Source organism: Roseococcus sp. GW821-FHT12F05, assembly GCF_058806835.1.
Genome location: NZ_JBXAQB010000002.1, coordinates 637,275 through 657,950 on the forward strand (window position 1 = coordinate 637,275; position 20,676 = coordinate 657,950).

Genomic DNA, 20,676 nt, shown 5'->3' on the forward strand with positions numbered 1-20,676 from the left:
AAGACTGTCTTGCTGCCGACCGGACCGCCGCCTACACCTGCAGCATGACCGCTCCGAACCGCACCTTCCTCTTCGCCCCGGGCGACCATGAGCGCCGGGCCGGCAAGGCCCTCACCCTCGACGCCGACGCCGCCATCCTCGACCTCGAGGACGCCGTCGCGACAGCAAAGAAGGTCGCCGCCCGCGACGACGTCCGCGCCCTGCTGGAGCGGCCCCGCAGCTGCCGCGCCTTCATCCGCGTGAACAGCTTCGAGACCGAGTTCTGTTTCGGCGACATCCACGCCGTCATCGGCCCCGGCCTCGACGGCATCGTCCTGCCGAAGCTGGAATCCCCCGCCCAGCTCGTCGCCGTGGACTGGATGATCTCGGCTCTGGAGCGCACGCAGTCGCTGCCCGACCGTGGCATCGAGGTCATGCCCATCATCGAGACCGCGCGCGGCATGGCCGGCCTGCGCGAGCTCGCCGCCTGCGCCGCCACCCTCGGCCCGCGCTGCCGCCGCCTCGCCTTCGGCGCCGGCGACTACACGCTCGACCTCGGCCTGAGCTGGGGCCTCGCCGAGACCGAGCTGGAAGCCGCCCGCGCCCAGGTGGTCCTGCAGAGCCGCGCCGCGGGGCTGGAAGCGCCCATCGACACCGTCTGGACCGAGCTGCGCGAGGCCGAGGCCTTCGCCGCCTCCTGCCGGCGCGGCGTGGCCCTGGGCTTCCAGGGGAAGCTCTGCATCCACCCGGACCAGATCGCCGTGGCCAACGCCGCCTTCTCGCCGAGCGAGGCGGAGGTCGCGCGCGCGAAGGTCATCGCCGCGGCCTTCGAGGAGGCGGAAGCCCAGGGGCTGGCCTCCATCCAGGTGGACGGGCACTTCGTGGACTACCCGATCGTGGAACGGGCGCTGCGGGTGCTGAAGCTGGCAGAAAGAATACGAAAGTAGGATGGGGCTCCGCCCCATGCCCCGCTGGGGATCGTGTCGATCCCCAGACCCCTGACGCAACTCAGCCCTCCGCCGCCATCCGCGCCAGCCCCAGCAGCCCCGGCTGCTTGTGGGTGATCATCCGGATCGGAATCCGCGTCAGGTAGTCCCGCATCCGCGGGCGGTCGCGGAAGCGCTCCAGAAACTCCTCGCGCGGCAGCATCTCGGCGAAGGACTGCGCCACCCCGCCCGCCAGGTACACGCCGCCGCGGGCGCCCAGCGTCAGCGCCACGTCGCCGGCGAAGCCGCCCAGCGCCCGCCAGAACACCGCCACCGCCTCCAGCGCGATGGGATCGCCGGCATCGGCCGCCTCGTCGATCCCGGCGCCGTCCAGGACCGGCGCCTTCACCCCACGCAGCCGCGCGATTCCCTCATGCAGCGTGGAGAGCCCCACGCCCCCCAGCAGGTCCTCCGTCGAGACCGCGCCCTGCCGCTCGCGCAGCCAGGCCAGCAGCGCCTCCTCGGTCGCGTCGCGCGGGGCGAAGCTGGCATGGCCCGCCTCCGTCGCCAGCACGCCGAGCCCCGGTAGGAACCCCGCCACGCCGAGGCCCGTCCCCGGCGCCACCACGGCCATGGGCGCGCCCGCGATGGGATCGCCCTCGGCCCAGGTCTCGACCTCGTCCGCCTCCAGCGCCGGCAGCGACCAGGCCGTGGCCTCCAGATCGTTCACCAGCCGCACCCGCGCGAGACCCAGCTGCTGGGCCAACATGGCCGAATCCAGCACCCAGGGCGCGTTGGTGAGCTGCGCCCGCCCCTCGGAGATCGGCGCCGCCACGGCCAGGATGGCCTCGCCGGGCTCGCCCCCCAGCGCCGCCAGCGCCGCGCGGATCGCGGGAACGGGGGTCGCGTGATCCGCCACGCGCTGCGCCGCCACCTGGCCGAACCGCCCCTCGCGGGCCAGGGCGAAGCGCGCGCGCGTGCCGCCGAGATCGGCGATCAGAACATCATGCATGCCGTCGGAAGCCTCCTATCCCCGGAGGTAACGCCCTTGGAGGCGATTTGGCATCACCCGATCGCGGCGGCTTCCTCGGCGAGCGCGATCAGGCTCTCCATCCGTGGCACCAGGTCCATCGCGACGAACTCGCCATCCACCAGAGCCGTGGCCTCGCCGCGGGCCGCCGCCTCGCGATAGGCGGCCACGAAGCGCCTGGCCTTCGCCACGGCGGCCGCATCGGGCGTGAAGGCGGCGTTGACCGGGGCGATCTGGTCCGGGTGGAAGACGACTTTTCCCGAGAATCCCAGCTCGCGCGCCGCTTCGGCATCGGCGCGCGTGCCCTCCACGTCGCGCAGTCCCAGCAGATAGGGCGCGTCGATCGCCTGCGCCCCCACGGCGCCCGCGGCCGCGGCGATGGTCGCTCGGGGGAATTCCAGCCCGCGCCGGGTCAGCTCCCCGCCCGTCTGCAGCGTGTAGTCGCCCGGCCCGAAGAAGATCCCGGCGAGGTTCGGCGAGGCATCGGCGATGGCCAGCGCGTTCAGCACCCCGCGCGGCGTCTCGATGGTGGCGATGACCGCGATATCAGGCGCCAGCCCCGCCAGCCGCGCGTCCAGCTCCCGCAGCGCCTCGGGCCCCTCGACCTTGGGGACCAGCACCGCGTCCAGCCGGTCCCAGGGCAGGCCCGCGAGGTCGAGCGCGAATTCCGCGGTGCCGACGGCATTGATCCGAACGCCCCGCTCGCGCCGGCCGAAATCGACCTCGCGCAGCACCGCGGCGATGTGGGCGCGCGCCTCCGCCTTGCGCGCCGGCGGCACGCCGTCCTCGAGGTCGAAGGCCAGGCTGTCGGCGGCCAGCGTCGCGGCCTTCTCCAGCCGCTCCCGCCGATGGCCGGGCGTGATCATCATCGAGCGGCGCAGGCGCGGCCTCATGGCTTGATCCCCGGAGGCGGCTTCATGCCGAGCCGGGCGAATCCGCTCTCCAGGATCACGTGGCGGAAGGCGGCCTCGGCGCGGTCCGGGTCGCCGGAGGCCAGCACCTCCAGCAGCCGGTCGTGGTTGAGCAGGACGCCCTGGCTTCCCCTGGGGCCATCGCGCTCGAAGGCCGGGTGGCGGTGCAGGAAGAGCCGCACCAGGTTGCTCATGGAGAGCCAGGCGCGGAGCAGGAAGTCGTTGCCGGAGTGCCGGCAGACCATCTCGTGGAAGCGCCAGTCCTCGTCGCGCCATTCGGCCGTGCGGCCGCCGAGCGCGGCCACGCGGATGCGCTGGTGCTGCGCCTCCAGCTCGGCCAGGAGCAGCGGGGTGCAGCGCGCCGAGACCAGCCGCGCGGCCAGCCCCTCCAGCGTCGCGCGCATCACGACCATCTGCGCCGCCTCGTCCGGCGAGATGCTGCGGACACGCGGCGAACGTCCCGGCTGGCGCTCCACCAGCTGCTCGGCCTCCAGCGCCTTCAGCGCCTCGCGCAGCGGGCCGCGGCTGACGCCGAAGCGCGCGGCCAGCGTGGCCTCGATGATCCGCTCGCCCGGCGCGAGCTCGCCGGCGCGCATCGCCTCGACCATGCGTGCGGCCAGCGTCTCCGCGAGGGAGGCCCGGGGCGGCAGGGTCCAGCGCGCCTCCATCAGATGACCTGGAGGCCCTTGAGCCGGTCGATCTCGGCCTGGTCCAGCTTCATCCAGTCGCGATAGATCTCGTCATTGTGCTCGCCCATCGAGGGGCCGAGCCATTTCACGCCGCCGGGCGTGTCGGTCAGCCGCGGCACGACGTTGGGGATGGCCAGCTCGCCGACGCGCGCGTCCTTCACCGTGAGGATGTTTTCGCGCGCGGCGTATTGCGGGTCCTGGAAGATCTCGTCGATGGAATAGACGGGGCCGAAGGGCACCTCGTTGGCCTCGCACACCGCCTGGAGCTCGTCGCGCGTGTGCTGGGCCGTCCAGTTGCCGACATATTCGTCGACGAGGGCGCGCTCGGCCTCGCGCTGCCTGATCTTCCCCCATTTCCCCTCGCCACCCCATTCGGGAACGCCCATGGCGCCGGCCAGCCGGGCGAAGATTTTGTCGCTGGTGCAGGCGATGGCGATCCAGCGGCCGTCCTTCGTGGGATAGTGGCTGTGCGGGACGACGTTGACCGTGCCGGGTCCCATCCGCTGGCGGATATAGCCGTTGAGCTGGAAGGAGGGTGCGAGCTCGTCGAGGATGCGGAAGATGGGCTCGTAGAGGCCGATATCGACCACCTGGCCCTTCCCCGTCTTCTCGCGCGCCTGCATCGCGAGCAGCGCGCCGAAGGCGCCGTAGAGGCCGGCCAGGTAGTCGGGGATGGTGGCCGAGCCCGGCGTCACCGGGGGACGGTCGGGATAGCCGGCGAGGAAGGACAGCCCGCCGAAGGCATTGCCGATGCGGCCGAAGCCCGGGCGCCCCTTGTACGGGCCGGTCTGCCCGAAGCCGGAGATGCGCACCATGATGAGGCGCGGGTTCACCTTCTCCATCACGTCCCAGCCCAGGCCCCATTTCTCCAGCGTGCCGGGCTGGAAGTTCTCCACGAGGATGTCGGCATCGGCGACCATGCGCTTCAGCAGCGCGGCGCCGTCCGGCTTGCGGAGGTCGAGCGTCGCCGACTTCTTGTTCCGGCATTCCGAGAGCCAGGGCAGCGTCTCGCCGCATTCCGTGACGCTGCCGAACTTGCGCAGCGGATCGCCCACGATGGGCAGCTCCAGCTTGATGACCTCGGCGCCGAATTCCGCGAGCTGCGTGGAGCAGAAGGGCCCCGCCAGGAAGCTGGAGACGTCGACGACACGGACGCCGTCGAGCGGCTGGGGGCGGGGTTCGGACATGGGTCTCCTCGGGTCTCGATTGCCGACAGTTTGCACTGGTCAAATTTGTCCGGTCAAGACAAGCTGCGTGAAAATGACTTGGAGGGATACGTCCATGTTGCCCATCGCCCGGCGCGCAGCCCTGTTCGGCGTGCTGTCCGCGCCTGCCCTCGCGCAGGCGCCCTCGGCCTGGCCGCAGCGACCTGTCCGGATCATTGTGCCCTATGCGGCCGGCGGCGGGACCGATCTCACCACGCGCTCGGTGATGGAGGCCGTCGGGCAGCGCCTGAACCGGCCCGTCATCGTCGAGAACCGGCCGGGGGCGGACGGCGCCATCGGCAGCGAGGTCGTGGCGCGCGGCGCGCCGGACGGGCACACGCTCGTCGGCCTCAACCCGACGCATCTGCTGCTGCGCCACACGGCCGCCGCGCTGCCCTACGACCCCATGGCGGACTTCACGCCCATCGCCGTCTTCGCGAGCTACGCCTTCGTGCTGCTGGCGAGCGTGGACGCGCCCTTCCGCGACGTGGCAGGCCTCATCGCGGCGGCCAAGGCCAATCCGGGCCGCATCGCGCATGGCACGGCCGACGTGGCCTCCGGCGTCACCGCGGCGCAGTTCGTGAAGTCCGCCGGCATCGAGCTGAACGAGATCCGCTATGCCGGCGGCGGCGCCTCCACGCGCGACCTCATGGGCGGGCACCTGCCGCTCGCCTGGGTCAGCACCGCCACGGCGACGCCGCTCGTCAGCAGCGACCGCGTGCGCATCATCGCCGTCACCTCGCGCCGCGCCTCGCCCTTCCTGCCGGAGGTGCCGAGCTTCACGAGCCTCGGCCTGCCCGATGCCAGCTACGAGGGCTGGTTCGGCCTCTGGGGCCCGGGGCAGATGCCCGCCGAGCTGGTGGCCCGGATCAACGCCGAGGCCAATGCCGCCGCGGCCACCGAGACGGTGCTGGCGCGCTTCCGCACCCTCGCCGTCGAGCCCGCGCCGCTGGAGCCGGCGGCCGTGGCGAACCTCATGCGGGAGGATTCCGAGCGCTGGGCGAAGGCCGCGCGCGAGGGCCTGCTGCGCCCGGCCTAGCCGTTCAGCAGCGCATCGATCTCCGCCTGCGCCAGGTCCGCGGCGCTGGCCGGCGCCGCCACCGTGTGGAGCTGCGTCCGCACCTCCACCCGCGGCCCGCGCGGCCGCTCAGAATCCGGCGGCAGGAAGCGCTCCAGCACCGATTCCACCTGCTGGAGATGCTGGATCGCGCGCCGGATGCGCTGTCCCGTGACGTCCTGGAAGCTGCAGGCCTCGAAGATGGAGTTCACCTTGCCGGCCAGCGTCTCGATCGCATCCGGATCGCGCTCGCCGCGCTGAATCCAGTCCTGGATGGCCTCGGCGGCCTCCATGATGGTGTTCGCCGCCGCCTCGGTCGCCAGCACCACCGCCTCCAGCTCCACGCCGCTGTTGCGCGTGGAGGCCGTGGGCACCGCGACCAGGCTCGCGATCTTGTCCTGCACCTGCGCGAGCTCGCGCGAGATCCGCTCCTCCGTCATGTCGGCGAGCTGCACGCTCGCATGCAGCTCCGCGCTCAGCTCGGCGATGCGGCGGTCGACGAAGCGCTGGAGCTCCGCGAAGAGCGGCCGGAACTCAGCCTGCACGGCGCCGCGCAGCCCGGTCTGAAGATCGGTCTCTGGAGGTGTCATCCCTTCGTCCTAGCCCGGGACCGATGAAGCGCCGGTTAACGCGAAAAGCCCCGATACGTTAGGGTTTCGGCAAGGCGCAGCCCCTACACGGGATCCATCGAGACGGGATGGGACAAGCGCATGCGTATCCGAGCACTCTTCAACTGGGCCATGCTGGGCCTCGCCGCCGCCGGCATCGCGGTCGCGGGCACCATCGCCTGGGATCACTGGCAACGCGGCGTCGCCGCATCGGAGGCCACGCGCCAGACCGAGGCCGCTTCCGGCCTGCTGCGCCTCACCGAGAAGCTCGTGATCGAGCGCGGCAACTACATGATCCGCGTGGCCAGCAATTCGCCCGTCGACGCGGCGCTGGTCGCCCGCCTTGCCGGGATCACGCGCGACACGGATGCCGCGCTGGCCGAGGCGCTGACCGGCCTCCGCGCCACGCACGGCATGGAGGAGCACATCCGCCGCGTCGAGGCGATCGGCCCGCAGCTCCTGGCGCTCCGCCCCGCGATGAACGCGCTCATCCAGCTTCCGCTGGACCGGCGCGACGCCGCGCAGCGCGCGCGTCCGGAGCAGGTCTACAACGCCGCGCTGGAGACGATCGGCAACGCGCTCGACACGAGCCATCGCGACATCGCGCGCGGTGGCCGCGGGCTCGACATGCTGGTCCTCGTGGCCCGGCTGAGCTGGGACCTGCGCGATGCGGCGGGGCGGCGGATCATCCCCATCTCCACGGCCGTGAACAGCGGCCGCGCGCTCACCGCGCCGGAGCTCGAGATCATCGCCGGCGCCGGCCGCTCGCTCGATGTCGTGTGGGGGCAGGTGAAGATGCTGACGGGGCTGATGGGCAACCCGCCGCGCCTCACTGCCGCGATCGCGGAGGTGCAGAACCGCTATTTCGGGGATGCGACGCGCCAGACGGAGGCGCTGATCGCCGCCGGCCGGGCGGGCAGCACCTACCCGCTGACGCCAGCGCAATTCACCAGCTTCGCGACGCCGGAGATGCAGCGCCTGCTGCTGGTGCGCAACGCCGCGCTGGCCGAGGCGACGGCGCAGGCCGAAGCCGTGCAATCCCAGGAGAACATGACCTTCGCCCTGGTGCTGGGGGCCGCGATCCTGCTCGGCCTGGCGCTCGGCCTCTTCGCCTGGCTGCTGATCCGCCGCGTGGTCACGCCCGTCCTCGCCATCACCGCGACGGTCGGGCGGCTCGCGGAGGGCGACAATGCCGTCGAGGTGCCGTTCCGCGATCGCGCCGACGAGATCGGCAGCATGGCGACGGCCGTCGAGGTGCTGCGGGAGAAGGCGCTGGAAGCGCAGAAGCTGGCGGCGGCCTCGGCCGCGGAGCAGGCGGCCAAGGCCGCCCATGCGGATCGCACCGAGGGGCTGATCCGCCGCTTCGAGGCGGAGGTGGGCGAGGTGCTCGGTGCCGTCGCTGGCGCCGCGGCGCCGCTGAACGCCACCGCCGATCGCATGGGCCAGGCCGCGGAATCGGCCAAGACGCAGGCGGGGGCCATGGCCATCGCGGCCGGCGCCGCCTCGTCGAACGTGCACACGGTCGCGGCCTCCACCGAGGAGCTGGCGGCCAGCATCTCCGAGGTCGCGCGCCAGGTGGCCGAGAGCGCCCGCATCGCCCAGCGCGCCGCAGAGGATGCCCGCGCCACGGATGCGGCCGTGGCCGGCCTCGTCGAGGTCGCGCAGCGGATCGGCGACGTGATCGGGCTGATCAACTCCATCGCCTCGCAGACCAACCTGCTGGCGCTGAATGCCACCATCGAGGCCGCCCGCGCCGGCGATGCGGGCAAGGGCTTCGCGGTGGTGGCCGGCGAGGTGAAGGCGCTGGCGGCGCAGACCGCCAAGGCCACGGAGCAGATCGGGCTGCAGATCGGCGCCATGCAGACGGAGACCGGCCGCGCGGCCGAGGCCATCCGCGGCATCGGCCAGACCATCGACGAGCTCAGCGCCATCGCGACCCAGGTCGCGGCGGCCGCCGAGCAGCAGGCCGCCGCCACGCAGGAGATCGGCCGCGCCGTCGCCGAGGCCGCCACGGGCACCGAGGAGGTCTCGCGCCAGACGGCCGAGGTGATCCAGGGCGCCGAGACGACCGCGGCCGCGACCGCCGGATTGCGCGAGGCCTCCTCCAGCCTCTCGCGCCATGCCGACACCTTGCGGGGCAAGGTGGACGGCTTCCTGGACACGATCCGGGCAGCCTGAGGCCAGCGGGCGAAAAAGTGGGCATTTCTGACCCTGGTGAAATGCCCGCCCCGCCTTTACAGAGTGCCGGATGCAATCAGGGACCACTGTGGCAATCAGGCGAGACACCGGCGATCCGAGGCCGCGCTACCGGCAGATCGCGGACGAGCTGCTCACGCAGCTCCGCAGCGGGATGCATCCCATCGGCGCCATGCTGCCGACGGAGACGGAGCTCTGCGCGCTCTACGGTGCGTCGCGCCACACCATCCGCGAGGCGCTGCGGCTCGTGGAGGAGGCGGGGCTGGTCTCGCGCCGGCAGGGCAGCGGCACCAGCGTCATCGCGCATGAGACGCGCGGCCGCTTCGTGCAGGACATCACCAGCATGGGCGGGCTGCTGCAGTATCCCGAGGAGACGCGCCTCACCGTGCTGCGCGCCCGCGAGACGCAGCTCGATTCCGAGACCGCGGCGGTCCTCGGCGTGGCGGAGGGCGACACCTGGCTGCGCATCGAGAGCCTGCGCCGGGTTCGCATCACCACGGCGCCCATCTGCTTCACCACCGTGCTGATCCCGACGGAATACGCGGCGGTGGTCGAGGAGATCGGGGTGGACCACGGTCCCGTCTATTCGCTGGTCGAGAAGCGCTTCGGCGTGCAGCTCGCCGCGGTCGAGGTGGATCTGACCGCGGGCGGCGTGCCGGAGAGCCAGGCCGCGCTGCTGGACTGCGAGCCGGGCGCGCCCGCGCTGATCATCCGCCGCCGCTACATGGACCAGAACCAGCGTGTCTTCGAGATGTCGGAAAGCTTCCACCCGGCGCCGCGCTTCACCTATCGGGCGATGGTGAAGAAGGAGAGCTGAGGGGCTTCGCCTTCCGGACGATGCGCATCCTTCTCACGGGTTCGTCGGGCTGGCTCGGGCGCCATCTCGCGCCGATGCTCCGGAGCCGGGGCCATGAGGTCATCGGGCTGGACGTCGCGCCCGGGGGCTGCACGCAGGTCGTCGGCAGCGTCGCCGACCGGGGCCTGATCGACCGGGCCTTCGCGGCGCATGGGATCGAGGCGGTCGTCCATGCGGGCGCGCTGCACAAGCCGGACATCGCCCGCCACCCCGCCCGGGCCTTCGTGGACGTGAACGTCACCGGCACGCTCCACCTGCTCGAAGCAGCCGCGGAGGCGGGGCACGACCGCTTCGTCTTCACCTCGACCACCTCGCTCATGATCACGGCCGCGATCCGCGCGGAGACGCAGGACGAGGCCGTCTGGCTCGACGAGGCCTCCGGCCCGCTGGAGCCGCGCAACATCTACGGCGCCACCAAGCTGTCCGCCGAGCATCTCTGCCGCCTGCAGGCCGCCGGGCACGGCCTGAGCTGCGTCGTCCTGCGCACGGCCCGCTTCTTCCCGGAGGAGGACGACACGCATCGCGACCTCTCCGGGCCGAACATGAAGGCCAACGAGTTCCTGCACCGCCGCCTGACGGTGGAGGACGCCGCGCGGGCCCATGTCGCCGCGCTGGAGAAGGCGCCGGGAATCGGCTTCCGCACCTACCTCGTCTCCACGCCGCCGCCCTTCACGCGCGGGGACGCCGCCGAGCTGAAGCGCGACGCGCCCTCGGTCGTCGCCCGCCGCTTCCCCGAGGCGCCGGAGCTCTACGCCCGGATGGGGTGGCAGCTGCCGCGCTCGATCGGCCGCGTCTACGACCCGTCCCTGGCCGAACGGGAGCTGGGCTTTCGGTGCGAGACCGATTTTGCGGCCATCCTGAAGGCGATCCGCGACGGCGCGCCCATGCCCTTCGCGCACGACGCGGACTACGTCTCCCCGAAGGAGGCGGCGGCTATGCCGCCTCCAGCTTCTCCGTGATGCCGAGCCACTCCGTCTCCAGCCGCTCCACATCCTTGGCGATCGCCGCCCGCCGGGCCGTCGCCCGCGCGATCAGGTCGTTCTTGCCGCTCTCGTAGAGCTTCGGGTTGGCCAGCGCGCCCTCGATGACCTTGGCCTCCTCGGCGAGCTTCGCCAGCGTGACCTCGATGCCCTTCAGCCGCGCGCGCAGCGGCGCGTGCTGCGGCCGGATATCGGCCTGCGCGGCCGGCGCCTTGCCCTTCTTCTCCTCGCGCTTGGCGGCGGAAGCGGCGCCCCGCCCGCCGAGCTGCGCGCGGTAGTCGTCGAGGTCGCCCTCGAAGGGCGTGACCTTCCCCTCCGCCACCAGCCAGAGACGGTCCGCCACCAGCTCCACCAGATGCGGATCGTGGCTGATGAGGATCACCGCGCCCTCGTAGTCGGCCAGCGCCTTCACCAGCGCGTCGCGCGCATCGATGTCGAGGTGGTTGGTCGGCTCGTCCAGGATCAGCATGTGCGGCGCGTCGCGCGTGGTCAGCGCCATGAGCAGCCGCGCCTTCTCGCCGCCGGAGAGGCCGCGCACCTGCGTCTCCGCGCGAGCCGCGTCCAGGCCGAAGCGCGCCAGCTGCGAGCGAGCCTGGGTGGGCGTGGCCTTCGGCATGGCGTCCAGCATGTGGCTGAGCGGCGTGCCGTCGAGGTCGAGGTCGTCCTCCTGGTGCTGGGCGAAATAGCCCACGCGCATCCGCCGGTCGCGATGCACGTCGCCGGAGAGCGGCGCGAGGCGCCCGGCCAGGATCTTCGCCAGCGTCGACTTGCCGTTGCCGTTGGCGCCGAGCAGCGCGATCCGGTCCTCCTGGTCGATGCGGATGTCGAGGTTCCGCAGCACCACGTGGTTGCCGTAGCCGGCCTGTCCCCGGTTCACCGTGAGGATGGGCGGCGGCAGCTGCTCCGGCTGCGGGAAGGAGAAGGTCGTCGCGTGGTCCTCGATGACGGATTCGATGGCCGGCATCCGCTCCAGCGCCTTGAGCCGCGACTGCGCCTGGCGGGCCTTGGTGGCCTTGGCGCGGAAGCGATCCACGAAGGACTGCATATGCGCGCGCTGGGCGGCCAGCTTCACGTTCATCGCCGCCTGCTGGGCCGCGCGCTCGGTCCGCACGCGCACGAAATTCTCGAAATTGCCGGGGTAGAGCGTGATCTTCTGGCGATCGAGATGCGCGATCGAATCCACGCAGCGCTCCAGCAGCCCGCGGTCGTGGCTGATGATGATCGCCGCCCCGCCGAAGCGCTGGATCCAGCCCTCCAGCCACATGGCCGCCTCGAGGTCGAGGTGGTTGGTGGGCTCGTCCAGCAGCAGCAGGTCGGGCTCCAGGAAGAGCGCCCGGGCCAGCGAGACGCGCATGCGCCAGCCGCCGGAATACTCGCGCGAGGGCCGGGCCTGGGCCGCGGCATCGAAGCCGAGGCCGGCCAGGATGGTCGCAGCCCGCGCAGGGGCTGAATCGGCCTGGATGGCGATCAGCCGCTCGTGGATCTCGCCCGCGCGCCCGCCCTCGGGATGGCCTTCCAGCTCGGCCAGCAGGCTGGCGCGCTCCGTGTCCGCCTCCAGCACGATGTCGAGCAGCGAGGTCTCGCCCGCCGGCGTCTCCTGCGCGACATGGCCGATGCGCGCGCGCTGGGCGATGCGGATCTCGCCGCCGTCGGGCTGGATGTCGCCCAGGATGGCCTTGATCAGCGTGGACTTGCCCGCGCCGTTGCGGCCGACGAGCCCGACCTTGCGGCCGTCATCCACCTGCAACGAGGCGCCCTCCATCAGCGGGCGCCCGGCCATGCGGATCGTCAGGTCCTGGATGGTGAGAACGGTCATGCCGGCCGTTTAGACCAGCATGACGCAGTGCGAAATCGCTGAAAGCGGGGATCGGGGTCCTGATTTCACGGGGAAGGGCTTGCGCGCGGCGGCATGCTTGGGCATCTGCGCGGCAATCGCTCGCAAAAGGACGCCCCATGGCCATCGAACGCACCTTCAGCATCATCAAGCCGGACGCGACCCGCCGGAACCTGACCGGCAAGATCAACACGATCTTCGAGGAGAACGGCCTCCGCATCATCGCGCAGAAGCGCATCTGGATGAGCGAGCAGCAGGCCAAGACCTTCTACGGCGTCCACGCCGAGCGCCCCTTCTTCAAGGACCTGGTCGCCTTCATGACCTCGGGCCCCGTGGTCGTGCAGGTGCTGGAAGGCGAGAACGCCGTGGCGAAGAACCGCGAGCTGATGGGCGCGACGAACCCGGCCAATGCCGCCGAGGGCACGATCCGCAAGCTCTTCGCGGAGAGCATCGAGGCGAACAGCGCGCATGGGTCGGACAGCCTGGAGAACGCGGCGATCGAGATCGCGTACTTCTTCGCCGGGCTTGAGCTGCTGCCGTAGGATCACTCCAGGGGGCTCTGCCCCCTGGACCCCCGCCAGGGCTTTAGGCCCTGGACCCCAGGACTCTCGGCCCCGGCCATTCCTCGCGCGGATCGGGATCCGTCACCGTCATCCCCATCCCCTCCGTCGCCCGCACCGGGATCGCCGAGTGGTCGAACCCGTCCAGGCAGAAGACGTTCACGCCGTAATGGTCCGGCGCGGCACGCTTGCGGTGGAAGGTGTAGATGCCGCACTCGCCGCAGAAGAAATGCTGCGCGCGCCGGGTGTTCCAGCGGTAGAGCCGCAGCACCTCCTGCCCCGAGAGGATTTCCAGCTCGCTCTCATGGACCTTGGTCATGAGGGCGTTCTTCTTCACGCAGAGCGAGCAGTCGCAGGTCGTGAGCTCCACGACATCAGCCGTGATGCGGAAGCGCACGGCCCCGCAATGGCAGGAGCCGGCCCGCGCCGGCATCTCAGCCGAAGAACAGGTAGAGCAGGATCAGCAGGACCGCCGTCGCGCCGATGGCCCAGACGGCCGACTTGATGAAGCTGTCATACATCGCCCGACGGTCGGCGATGATGTCCTCGGGCTTCACCTCGACCATATCGATGTGCATCTGGTGCTCGGCCATGGCCTCGTGGTCCCTCTAAACCGTCTGATCGTCTCTACGAAGCGGCGCGATCTCGGGCAAGGGGTTCGCGAGGGCGCCGGCGGCCAAATTCGCCGCCACGATCGCCCGCCCCTCCTCCAGCCGGATCTTTCCGCCGGCGAGCCAGGCCAGGGCGGCCGGGTAGAGCCGGTGCTCCTGCTCCAGCACCCGGGCGGCGAGTGACGCTTCCGTGTCGCCGGCCAGCACCGGCACGGCGGCCTGGGCGACGATCGGGCCTTCGTCCACGCCGGGCGTCACGAGATGGACGGTGCAGCCATGCAGCCGGACCCCGGCCTCCAGCGCGCGGGCATGGGTGTCGAGGCCCGGAAAGGACGGCAGCAGCGAGGGGTGGATGTTGAGCATCCGGCCTGTCCATAACCCCACGAATTCCTCGGTCAGCACGCGCAGGAAGCCGGCCAGTGCGACGATCTCGATGCGGGCCTGCGCCAGGACGGCGGTCAGCTCGGCCTCGAATTCAGGGCGGGAGCGGCCTCGGCTGGCGACCACCGCGGTCGGGATACCGGCGGCGGCGGCGCGCTCCAGCCCGGCGGCGTCCGGCTTGTTGGACAGGACGAGCGCGATGGTCGCGGGGTATCCGGGCCGCGCGGCGGCCTCCAGCAGCGCGGCCATGTTGGAGCCGCGGCCGGAGATGAGGATCGCAACGCGCGGCTTGCTCAAAGCGCGAGACTACCCTGCATGACCACCTCGGCCTCGCCGGTCGCGGCGACCAGCCGGCCGACCCGGAAGGCGGCCTCGCCGGCTTCGGTCAGCATCGCGATGGCCGCATCGGCATCGGCTTCGGCGACCACCACGACCATGCCGAGGCCGCAGTTGAAGACCTTCAGCATCTCGGCCTCGGCGACGCCGCCGGCGCGGGCCAGCCAGGGGAAAACCGCCGGCAGCGGCCAGGAGCCGGCTGTCACCTCGGCCGCGACGCCATCCGGCAGCACGCGCGGCAGGTTGCCCGGCAGGCCCCCGCCGGTGATGTGGGCGGCCGCCTTGAGCAGGCCGGCCTTGTGCAGGGCCAGGACCGACTTCACGTAGATCCGCGTCGGCACCAGCAGCGCCTCGGCCAGCGTTGCGCCGGCCGCGAAGGGCGCCGGCGCCGTCAGCGCCAGGCCCGAAGCCTCGATGATCCGGCGCACCAGCGAAAACCCGTTGGAATGCACGCCCGAGCTGGCGAGGCCGATCAGCACGTCGCCCGCCGCCACGTCGCGCGGCAGCAGCGCGCCGCGCTCGGCCGCGCCCACGGAGAAGCCGGCGAGGTCGTAGTCGCCGCCATGATACATGCCCGGCATCTCCGCCGTCTCGCCGCCGACCAGCGCGCAGCCAGCCTGCCGGCAGCCCTCGGCGATGCCGGAGACGACCTCGGCCGCCTGCTCCACCTCGAGCTTCCCGGTCGCGAAATAGTCGAGGAAGAACAAAGGCTCGCCGCCCTGCACCACCAGGTCGTTCACGCACATGGCCACGAGGTCCACGCCCACATGCCCGTGGATCCCGGCCTCGATGGCCAGCCGCAGCTTCGTGCCCACCCCGTCCGTCGAGCTGATCAGCACGGGATCCGTGAACCCCGCCGCCTTCAGGTCGAAGAGCGCGCCGAAGCCGCCGAGTCCGCCCATGCTGCCCGCGCGATTCGTGCTCTTCGCGAGCGGCTTGATCCGCTCGACCAGCGCGTCGCCGGCCTCGATGTCCACGCCCGCCTGAGCATAGGTGAGACCGTTCTTCTCGGAACTGTTCAGGGCTGCCTCCGATGGGTTAAACCCGGGCCAGTGGAACGAGGATGGGCCATGACGGCGAGACGTTTGTTGACGGCCCTAGCCTTGGCGCTGCTCTTTTGCCCGCCCCTGAAGGCGCAGGACAACCCCCTCGTGCAGCGGGGCATCCCTGCGGAGGCCACGGCCGACAATGCCGTGACCGCCCGCGACCAGGCCCATGCCAATGCCCGGCGCATCGCCTTCCAGCGCATGGCCGAGGCGCTGGGCGGCAACATCGCCACGCCCTCGGACGCCCAGCTCGAGCGCATGGTGGCGGCCCTGATCGTGGAGGACGAGCGCACCAGCTCCACCCGCTACACCGGCCACCTCACCGTGCAGTTCGCGCCGGGCCAGGTGGCCGCGCTGACCGGGCGGAGCTTCTCCGGCTCGGGCGCCGCCGGCGCGCCGGGCGGCATGGCGCTGAACATCCCCATGGCCGCGCAGGCCTATGTCGAGGCCTCCACGCGGTTCAATTCCTTCCAGGAATGGCTGGAGCTGCGGCGGCGCCTGCGCGCCTCCAACAGCGTGGCGAGCCTGGACATCGTGGCCATCAGCCCGGATGCGGCCCGCATGCGCCTCGGCCTGCGCCAGCAGCCCGGCGAGGCCGCGGCCGCGCTGAACGCCGCCGGCGTCGCCGTCTCCCAGGACGGGAGCCGCTGGCAGGTCGGGCTCGGTGGGAGCTGATCCCGCGCCGATGCCCCCGGATGGGACCCCCACCCACCTCCTGCTGACGCTGCCCAACCTGATCACGCTGGCGCGGCTCGCTTCCGTGCCCGCGACGATCTGGCTGATCCTGAATCAACGGCTCGATCTCGCCTTCCTGCTCTTCGTCGCGGCCGGCGTGTCGGATGCGCTGGACGGCTGGCTCGCGCGCTACACCAATTCGCGCACGGCGATCGGCGCGCTGCTCGACCCCGTGGCGGACAAGGCGCTGCTCGTCTCGGTCTACGTCACCCTGGCGGCGATGGGCGTGCTGCCCGACTGGCTGGCGATCCTGGTGGTCTTCCGCGACCTGGTGATCGTGGGCGGGCTGCTGATCCTCTGGATGCTGGGGGCGCGGACGGCGATCAAGCCGCTCTACGTCTCCAAGCTCAACACGGCGATGCAGCTCGTCCTCGCCGCCTTCGCGCTGTTCCATGCGGGCTTCGGGGCGGAGCTGCACACCGCGCTCCTCGTGCTGGTCTGGCTGACGGCGGCCACCACGCTGTGGTCCGGCCTCGCCTATGTGCTCGCGGCCGGGCGCTGGCTGAAGGCGCCTGCCCCATGAGCATGGCCCCATGAGCGAGCAGATCCCCGCCCCCGGCCGCGGCCGCCCCGCGCCCATGGTGGCCACGCGCCGCCAGCGGATGATGCTCACCCTGGGCGCCCTGGCGGCCCTGATCTTCGGGCTCTGGCTCTTCGCCGACATCCTGACGCCCTTCGTCCTGGCCGGCTGCATCGCCTATTTCCTCGACCCGCTGGCGACGCGCATGACGCGCCTCGGCATGCCGCGCTCGCTGGCCGCCATGCTGCTGATCGTGCTGATCGTGCTGCTGGCGCTGCTGTCGCTGCTGCTGCTCTATCCGCTGATCGTCTCGCAGATGTCCGTGCTGCTCTATGCACTGCCCAGCTACGTCAGCAGCATCACCGCGACCCTGCGCGAGCTGCTGGATTCCTTCGAGGAGGCGGCCGGACCTGATGTCGTGGGCTCCCGCCTGCGCGAGCTGATCCTCGGCCAGGCCAGCGCCATGCTGAGCTGGCTCGGCACGGCGGTGACGCGGCTGATCGGCGGCGGCATCGCGCTGTTCAACGTCTTCACCCTGGCCATCGTGACGCCGGTGATGAGCTTCTACCTGCTGCGCGACTGGCCCGACATGATGGCCCGGCTGGAGAGCTGGATGCCGCGGCGCTCCGCCTCCACCCTGCGGCAGATCGCCCGCGACATCGACCGGGTGCTCTCCGCCTGGCTGCGCGGCCAGCTGCTCTGCTGCCTGATCCTGGGCATCTACTACGCCGCGGCCCTCTCGGCGATCGGGCTCGACCTCGGTCTGACGGTGGGGCTGGTCTCGGGCTTCCTTTCGTTCATCCCCTATGTCGGCTCCATGACGGGGCTCGTGCTGTCGGTCCTGCTCGCCGTCGGGCAATGGGGCGACTGGAACGGCGTGATCTGGGTGCTGGCGATCTTCTTCGCGGGCCAGGCCATCGAGGGCTACGTGATCTACCCCCGCCTGCTGGGCGACCGGGTGCATCTGCACGCCGTCTGGGTCATCTTCGCGCTCTTCGCCGGCGGCGTGGCCTTCGGCTTCCTGGGCGTGCTGCTGGCCGTGCCGATCGCCGCCGCGCTCGGGGTGCTGGCGCGCTACTGGCTGCGGCGCTACCTGGAGAGTCCGCTCTACCTGGACCCCCCAAGGACGGGCATGTGATGTCGAATCCTCCCCCTGCCCACCGGCTGCAAAGCGGCCGGCGCCGCCTCCTCGACCTGCCGGCCCGGCGCTCCAATGGCGCGGCGAAGCCAAGCCCGCGGAGCGGGCGCCCGGCGTCTGAGGGCAAAAACACATGACACAGCAACTGACGCTCCCTATCGAGCGGCCCCCCTCCTATGCCGCCGCCGATTTCGTGCCGGATGCGAGCAACGAGGAGGCGCTGCGCTGGCTTTCCGCCCCCGGCCGCTGGCCCGACCGGCGCCTTCTCCTCGCCGGCCCCTCCGGCACGGGCAAGACGCACCTGCTCCACGCCACCGCCGAGGCCCAGGGCTGGGACCTGCTGCGCGGGCCCGACCTGCGCGGCCTGCCCCCCCTGCCGAAGCGCGGCGCCGCGCTGGACGAGGCCGATCTCCCCGTCGAGGAGGAGGCGCTCCTCCATCTCATGAACGCCTGCGCCGAGGCCGGCCTGCCCCTTCTGATGGCGGCCTCCCGCCCGCCCTCGCGCTGGCAGGTGGCGCTGCCCGACCTGCGCTCGCGCCTTGCCGCCACCGCCGTGGCCATGCTGGACGAGCCCTCCGACGCGCTGCTGGACGCGCTGCTCGCCAAGCACCTGTCCGACCTGCAGTTCGAGATCCCGGACCCCTTCATCGTCGGCGTCATCCGCCGCCGCCTGCCGCGCAGCGCCGCCGCCATGGCCGAGGCCGTGGCGCGGCTGGGCCGGGCCTCGCTGGTCGCCGGCCGGAGGTTGCGGCGCGAGGACGCGCTGGAGGCAATCAAGCCTCTTTTTGATGACGATTCAGGGACATCGGCCCAGGACGCTGCCAATCCGGTGCCACACAGCCCGGCGCTGCTGTAGAAGCGGAACCATGTCGAGCACCGAGACCCTCCCCGCCCCGACCCCGGCCCCCAGCGCGGCCCAGCCGCCCGCCGCCATCGATCCCCTGACGGATCCGGGCCGGTTCTTCAATCGGGAGCTCTCCTGGCTCGACTTCAACACCCGCGTCCTGGAGGAGGCCGCCAACCCGCAGCACCCGCTGCTGGAACGGCTGCGCTTCGTCGCCATCTCCGGCTCCAACCTCGACGAGTTCTACTCCGTCCGCGTCTCCGGCCTCGTCGGCCAGGAGCGCGAGGGCGTCCAGAGCCATTCGCCCGACGGCATGACGCCAACCCAGCAGCTTGCCGCCATCTCGGCCCGCGCGCTGACCCTGATCGAGGGCCAGCAGGAGGCTTGGCGCACGCTGCGGCACCTGCTGCGGCCGGCGGGCCTCGCCGTGCTCGACGCCGCGGAGCTGCAGCCGGCCGAGATCGCCTGGCTGGAATCCTATTTCCAGGAGCGCATCTTCCCCGTCCTCACGCCGCTGGCGGTGGACCCGGCGCATCCGTTCCCCTTCATCTCCAACCTCGCCTTCTGCATGGTGCTGAAGCTGGTGCGCGAGGAGGACGGCGGCACCATGCGCGCGCTGCTGACCCTGCCGCCGCAGGTGGACCGCTTCATCCGCCTGCCCGCCGGCCCCGAGGGAGGCATCCGCTTCGCCTCGCTGGAGGACGTGGTGGCGCTGAACCTGCACCACCTCTTCCCCGGCTTCATCCCGGCCGAGCGCGGCCTCTTCCGCCTGATCCGCGACACCGACGTGGAGTTCGAGGAGGAGGCGGAGGATCTCGTCCGCTCCTACGAGACCGCGCTGAAGCGCCGCCGCCGCGGCCGCGCCATCCGCCTCGCCGTCGAGGCCGGCATGCCGCAGGACGTGGTCGATTTCGTCGCCGAGGAGCTCGGCGCCGACCGCAGCGCCATCTTCGTGGTGGAGGGGCTGCTCGGCGTCTCCGACCTCAGCCAGCTCATCGTGGACGACCGGCCGGACCTGCTCTTCACGCCCTACACGCCGCGCTTCCCCGAGCGCATCCTCGACTTCGGCGGCGACTGCTTCGCGGCGATCCGCGCGAAGGACATCGTGGTCCACCACCCCTACGAATCCTTCGACGTGGTGGTGCAGTTCCTGCGCCAGGCGGCGCGCGACCCGGCGGTGGTGGGCATCAAGCAGACCCTCTACCGCACGAGCCGCGACAGCCCGATCGCCCGCGCGCTGATCGAGGCGGCCGAGGCGGGAAAATCCGTCACGGCGATGGTGGAGCTGAAGGCGCGCTTCGACGAGGAGCGCAACATCTCCATCGCGCGCGAGCTAGAGGCGGCGGGCGTGCAGGTCGTCTTCGGCTTCGTCGAGCTGAAGACCCACGCCAAGGTGAGCCTCGTCATCCGGCGCGAGGGCGGCGGTCTCCGCAGCTACGTGCATTTCGGCACGGGCAACTACCACCCGATCACCGCGCGCATCTACACCGACCTCTCCTTCTTCACGACGGACCCCTCGCTGACGCGCGACGCCTCCAAGCTGTTCAACTACATGACGGGCTATGCGCGGCCGGAGGCGATGGAGCGCCTCGCCTTCTCGCCGCTCACCATCCGCCCCTCGCTGAACGGGCTGATCGAGCAGGAGATCGGCTTCGCAAAGGAGGGCAAGCCGGGCGGCATCTGGCTGAAGATGAACAGCCTCGTCGACAAGGACCTGATCGACGCGCTGTACCGGGCGAGTCAGGCGGGGGTGAAGATCGAGTGCGTGGTGCGCGGCATCTGCTGCCTGCGCCCCGGCGTCCCCGGCCTGTCGGACAACATCAGGGTGAAGAGCATCGTCGGCCGCTTCCTGGAGCACAGCCGCATCTACGTCTTCGGCAACGGCCACCGGCTGCCGAGCCGGCGCGCGCGCGTCTTCATCTCCAGCGCCGACTGGATGGCGCGCAACATGGACTGGCGCGTGGAGACCATGGTGCCGGTGGAGAACCCCACCGTGCACGCCCAGGTGCTCGACCAGATCATGGTGACCAATCTCAAGGACGCCGCGCAGAGCTGGACCCTGGAGCCCGACGGCACCTGGCGCCGCCAGACGCCGGACCCGCGCGCCTTCTCGGCGCACGAGTACTTCATGACCAACCCGTCGCTCTCGGGCCGCGGCTCGGCGCTGAACCCGCCGGCCCAGCGCGCCCCGCGGCGGCAGAAGACCGACCGCCTGCAGCAGGACTGATTTTCGC

The 20,676-nt window shown here is 71.4% G+C and carries 21 protein-coding genes; 11 read left to right on the top strand and 10 right to left on the bottom strand.

Annotated features, from left to right (window positions below; translation table 11 throughout):
• Positions 1–44: 44 nt before the first annotated feature.
• Positions 45–926 carry an HpcH/HpaI aldolase/citrate lyase family protein gene (locus AC1ROY_RS07840; RefSeq protein WP_493148161.1) on the top strand — a complete coding sequence of 294 codons (882 nt, stop codon included), beginning with the start codon at positions 45–47 and terminating at the stop codon, positions 924–926.
• A 61-nt stretch (positions 927–987) separates the two neighbouring features.
• Here the strand turns inward: AC1ROY_RS07840 and AC1ROY_RS07845 are convergent, their stop codons facing one another.
• From AC1ROY_RS07845 to AC1ROY_RS07860, 4 genes are read right to left on the bottom strand one after another with little or no spacing between them, the layout of a single operon-like run.
• Positions 988–1,917: a glucokinase gene (locus tag AC1ROY_RS07845; RefSeq protein WP_493148162.1), complete on the bottom strand. Its 930-nt coding sequence runs from the start codon at positions 1,915–1,917 to the stop codon at positions 988–990.
• Between the two features lie 53 nt (positions 1,918–1,970).
• The gene (locus tag AC1ROY_RS07850) at positions 1,971–2,828 is read right to left on the bottom strand and encodes an HpcH/HpaI aldolase/citrate lyase family protein (RefSeq protein WP_493148164.1); all 858 of its coding nucleotides are present in this window, start codon (positions 2,826–2,828) and stop codon (positions 1,971–1,973) included.
• Complete coding sequence (locus tag AC1ROY_RS07855) at positions 2,825–3,514, bottom strand: GntR family transcriptional regulator (RefSeq protein WP_493148165.1); 690 nt, start codon at positions 3,512–3,514, stop codon at positions 2,825–2,827. The genes AC1ROY_RS07850 and AC1ROY_RS07855 overlap by 4 nt, the downstream gene beginning before the upstream one ends.
• Positions 3,514–4,722, bottom strand: a complete 1,209-nt coding sequence (locus AC1ROY_RS07860) for a CaiB/BaiF CoA transferase family protein (protein ID WP_493148166.1) — start codon at positions 4,720–4,722, stop codon at positions 3,514–3,516. The genes AC1ROY_RS07855 and AC1ROY_RS07860 overlap by 1 nt, the downstream gene beginning before the upstream one ends.
• Before the next feature lie 94 nt (positions 4,723–4,816).
• On the opposite strand from AC1ROY_RS07860, the gene AC1ROY_RS07865 reads away from it, so the two are divergent.
• Positions 4,817–5,779, top strand: coding sequence for a Bug family tripartite tricarboxylate transporter substrate binding protein (locus AC1ROY_RS07865; protein ID WP_493148167.1), 963 nt, complete (start codon positions 4,817–4,819; stop codon positions 5,777–5,779).
• Here the strand turns inward: AC1ROY_RS07865 and AC1ROY_RS07870 are convergent.
• Positions 5,776–6,387: a hypothetical protein gene (locus tag AC1ROY_RS07870; RefSeq protein WP_493148168.1), complete on the bottom strand. Its 612-nt coding sequence runs from the start codon at positions 6,385–6,387 to the stop codon at positions 5,776–5,778. The two genes, AC1ROY_RS07865 and AC1ROY_RS07870, sit on opposite strands and share 4 nt — an antisense overlap.
• Before the next feature lie 120 nt (positions 6,388–6,507).
• Between AC1ROY_RS07870 and AC1ROY_RS07875 the strand changes: the two genes are divergently transcribed.
• From AC1ROY_RS07875 to AC1ROY_RS07885, 3 genes are all read left to right on the top strand, one after another.
• Positions 6,508–8,583 carry a methyl-accepting chemotaxis protein gene (locus tag AC1ROY_RS07875; RefSeq protein ID WP_493148169.1) on the top strand — a complete coding sequence of 692 codons (2,076 nt, stop codon included), beginning with the start codon at positions 6,508–6,510 and terminating at the stop codon, positions 8,581–8,583.
• Positions 8,584–8,671: 88 nt separating this feature from the next.
• Complete coding sequence (locus tag AC1ROY_RS07880; protein WP_493148170.1) at positions 8,672–9,418, top strand: GntR family transcriptional regulator; 747 nt, start codon at positions 8,672–8,674, stop codon at positions 9,416–9,418.
• Positions 9,419–9,438: 20 nt separating this feature from the next.
• Positions 9,439–10,416 (top strand): NAD-dependent epimerase/dehydratase family protein, encoded by a 978-nt coding sequence (locus AC1ROY_RS07885; RefSeq protein WP_493148171.1) that lies wholly within the window; start codon positions 9,439–9,441, stop codon positions 10,414–10,416.
• Here the strand turns inward: AC1ROY_RS07885 and AC1ROY_RS07890 are convergent.
• Positions 10,391–12,253 carry an ABC-F family ATP-binding cassette domain-containing protein gene (locus AC1ROY_RS07890; RefSeq protein WP_493148172.1) on the bottom strand — a complete coding sequence of 621 codons (1,863 nt, stop codon included), beginning with the start codon at positions 12,251–12,253 and terminating at the stop codon, positions 10,391–10,393. The two genes, AC1ROY_RS07885 and AC1ROY_RS07890, sit on opposite strands and share 26 nt — an antisense overlap.
• Before the next feature lie 137 nt (positions 12,254–12,390).
• On the opposite strand from AC1ROY_RS07890, the gene ndk reads away from it, so the two are divergent.
• Complete coding sequence (gene ndk / locus AC1ROY_RS07895) at positions 12,391–12,813, top strand: nucleoside-diphosphate kinase (RefSeq protein ID WP_493148173.1); 423 nt, start codon at positions 12,391–12,393, stop codon at positions 12,811–12,813.
• A gap of 43 nt (positions 12,814–12,856) precedes the next feature.
• On the opposite strand, the gene AC1ROY_RS07900 is transcribed toward ndk, so the two are convergent.
• The 4 genes from AC1ROY_RS07900 to purM are packed head-to-tail and all read right to left on the bottom strand — an operon-like array spanning position 12,857 to position 15,136.
• Positions 12,857–13,264 (bottom strand): GFA family protein, encoded by a 408-nt coding sequence (locus tag AC1ROY_RS07900; RefSeq protein WP_493148174.1) that lies wholly within the window; start codon positions 13,262–13,264, stop codon positions 12,857–12,859.
• Position 13,265: 1 nt separating this feature from the next.
• Positions 13,266–13,424 (bottom strand): aa3-type cytochrome c oxidase subunit IV, encoded by a 159-nt coding sequence (locus AC1ROY_RS07905; RefSeq protein WP_493148175.1) that lies wholly within the window; start codon positions 13,422–13,424, stop codon positions 13,266–13,268.
• Between the two features lie 15 nt (positions 13,425–13,439).
• Positions 13,440–14,072, bottom strand: a complete 633-nt coding sequence (gene purN / locus AC1ROY_RS07910) for a phosphoribosylglycinamide formyltransferase (protein ID WP_493148367.1) — start codon at positions 14,070–14,072, stop codon at positions 13,440–13,442.
• 44 nt (positions 14,073–14,116) lie between these two features.
• Positions 14,117–15,136 (bottom strand): phosphoribosylformylglycinamidine cyclo-ligase, encoded by a 1,020-nt coding sequence (purM, locus tag AC1ROY_RS07915; RefSeq protein ID WP_493148177.1) that lies wholly within the window; start codon positions 15,134–15,136, stop codon positions 14,117–14,119.
• 126 nt (positions 15,137–15,262) lie between these two features.
• Between purM and AC1ROY_RS07920 the strand changes: the two genes are divergently transcribed.
• The 5 genes from AC1ROY_RS07920 to AC1ROY_RS07940 all read left to right on the top strand — a co-directional run bounded on the left by AC1ROY_RS07920 (position 15,263) and on the right by AC1ROY_RS07940 (position 20,669).
• Positions 15,263–15,880 carry a hypothetical protein gene (locus AC1ROY_RS07920; protein ID WP_493148178.1) on the top strand — a complete coding sequence of 206 codons (618 nt, stop codon included), beginning with the start codon at positions 15,263–15,265 and terminating at the stop codon, positions 15,878–15,880.
• Between the two features lie 10 nt (positions 15,881–15,890).
• A complete protein-coding gene (locus AC1ROY_RS07925; protein ID WP_493148180.1) occupies positions 15,891–16,463 on the top strand; it encodes a CDP-alcohol phosphatidyltransferase family protein in 573 nt (190 codons plus the stop codon).
• Positions 16,464–16,473: 10 nt separating this feature from the next.
• On the top strand, positions 16,474–17,598 hold the full coding sequence (locus AC1ROY_RS07930) for an AI-2E family transporter (RefSeq protein WP_493148182.1): 1,125 nt from the start codon (positions 16,474–16,476) through the stop codon (positions 17,596–17,598).
• 133 nt (positions 17,599–17,731) lie between these two features.
• Positions 17,732–18,454 (top strand): chromosomal replication initiator DnaA, encoded by a 723-nt coding sequence (locus tag AC1ROY_RS07935; protein WP_493148184.1) that lies wholly within the window; start codon positions 17,732–17,734, stop codon positions 18,452–18,454.
• A 10-nt stretch (positions 18,455–18,464) separates the two neighbouring features.
• On the top strand, positions 18,465–20,669 hold the full coding sequence (locus AC1ROY_RS07940; RefSeq protein WP_493148185.1) for an RNA degradosome polyphosphate kinase: 2,205 nt from the start codon (positions 18,465–18,467) through the stop codon (positions 20,667–20,669).
• Positions 20,670–20,676 lie beyond the last annotated feature (7 nt).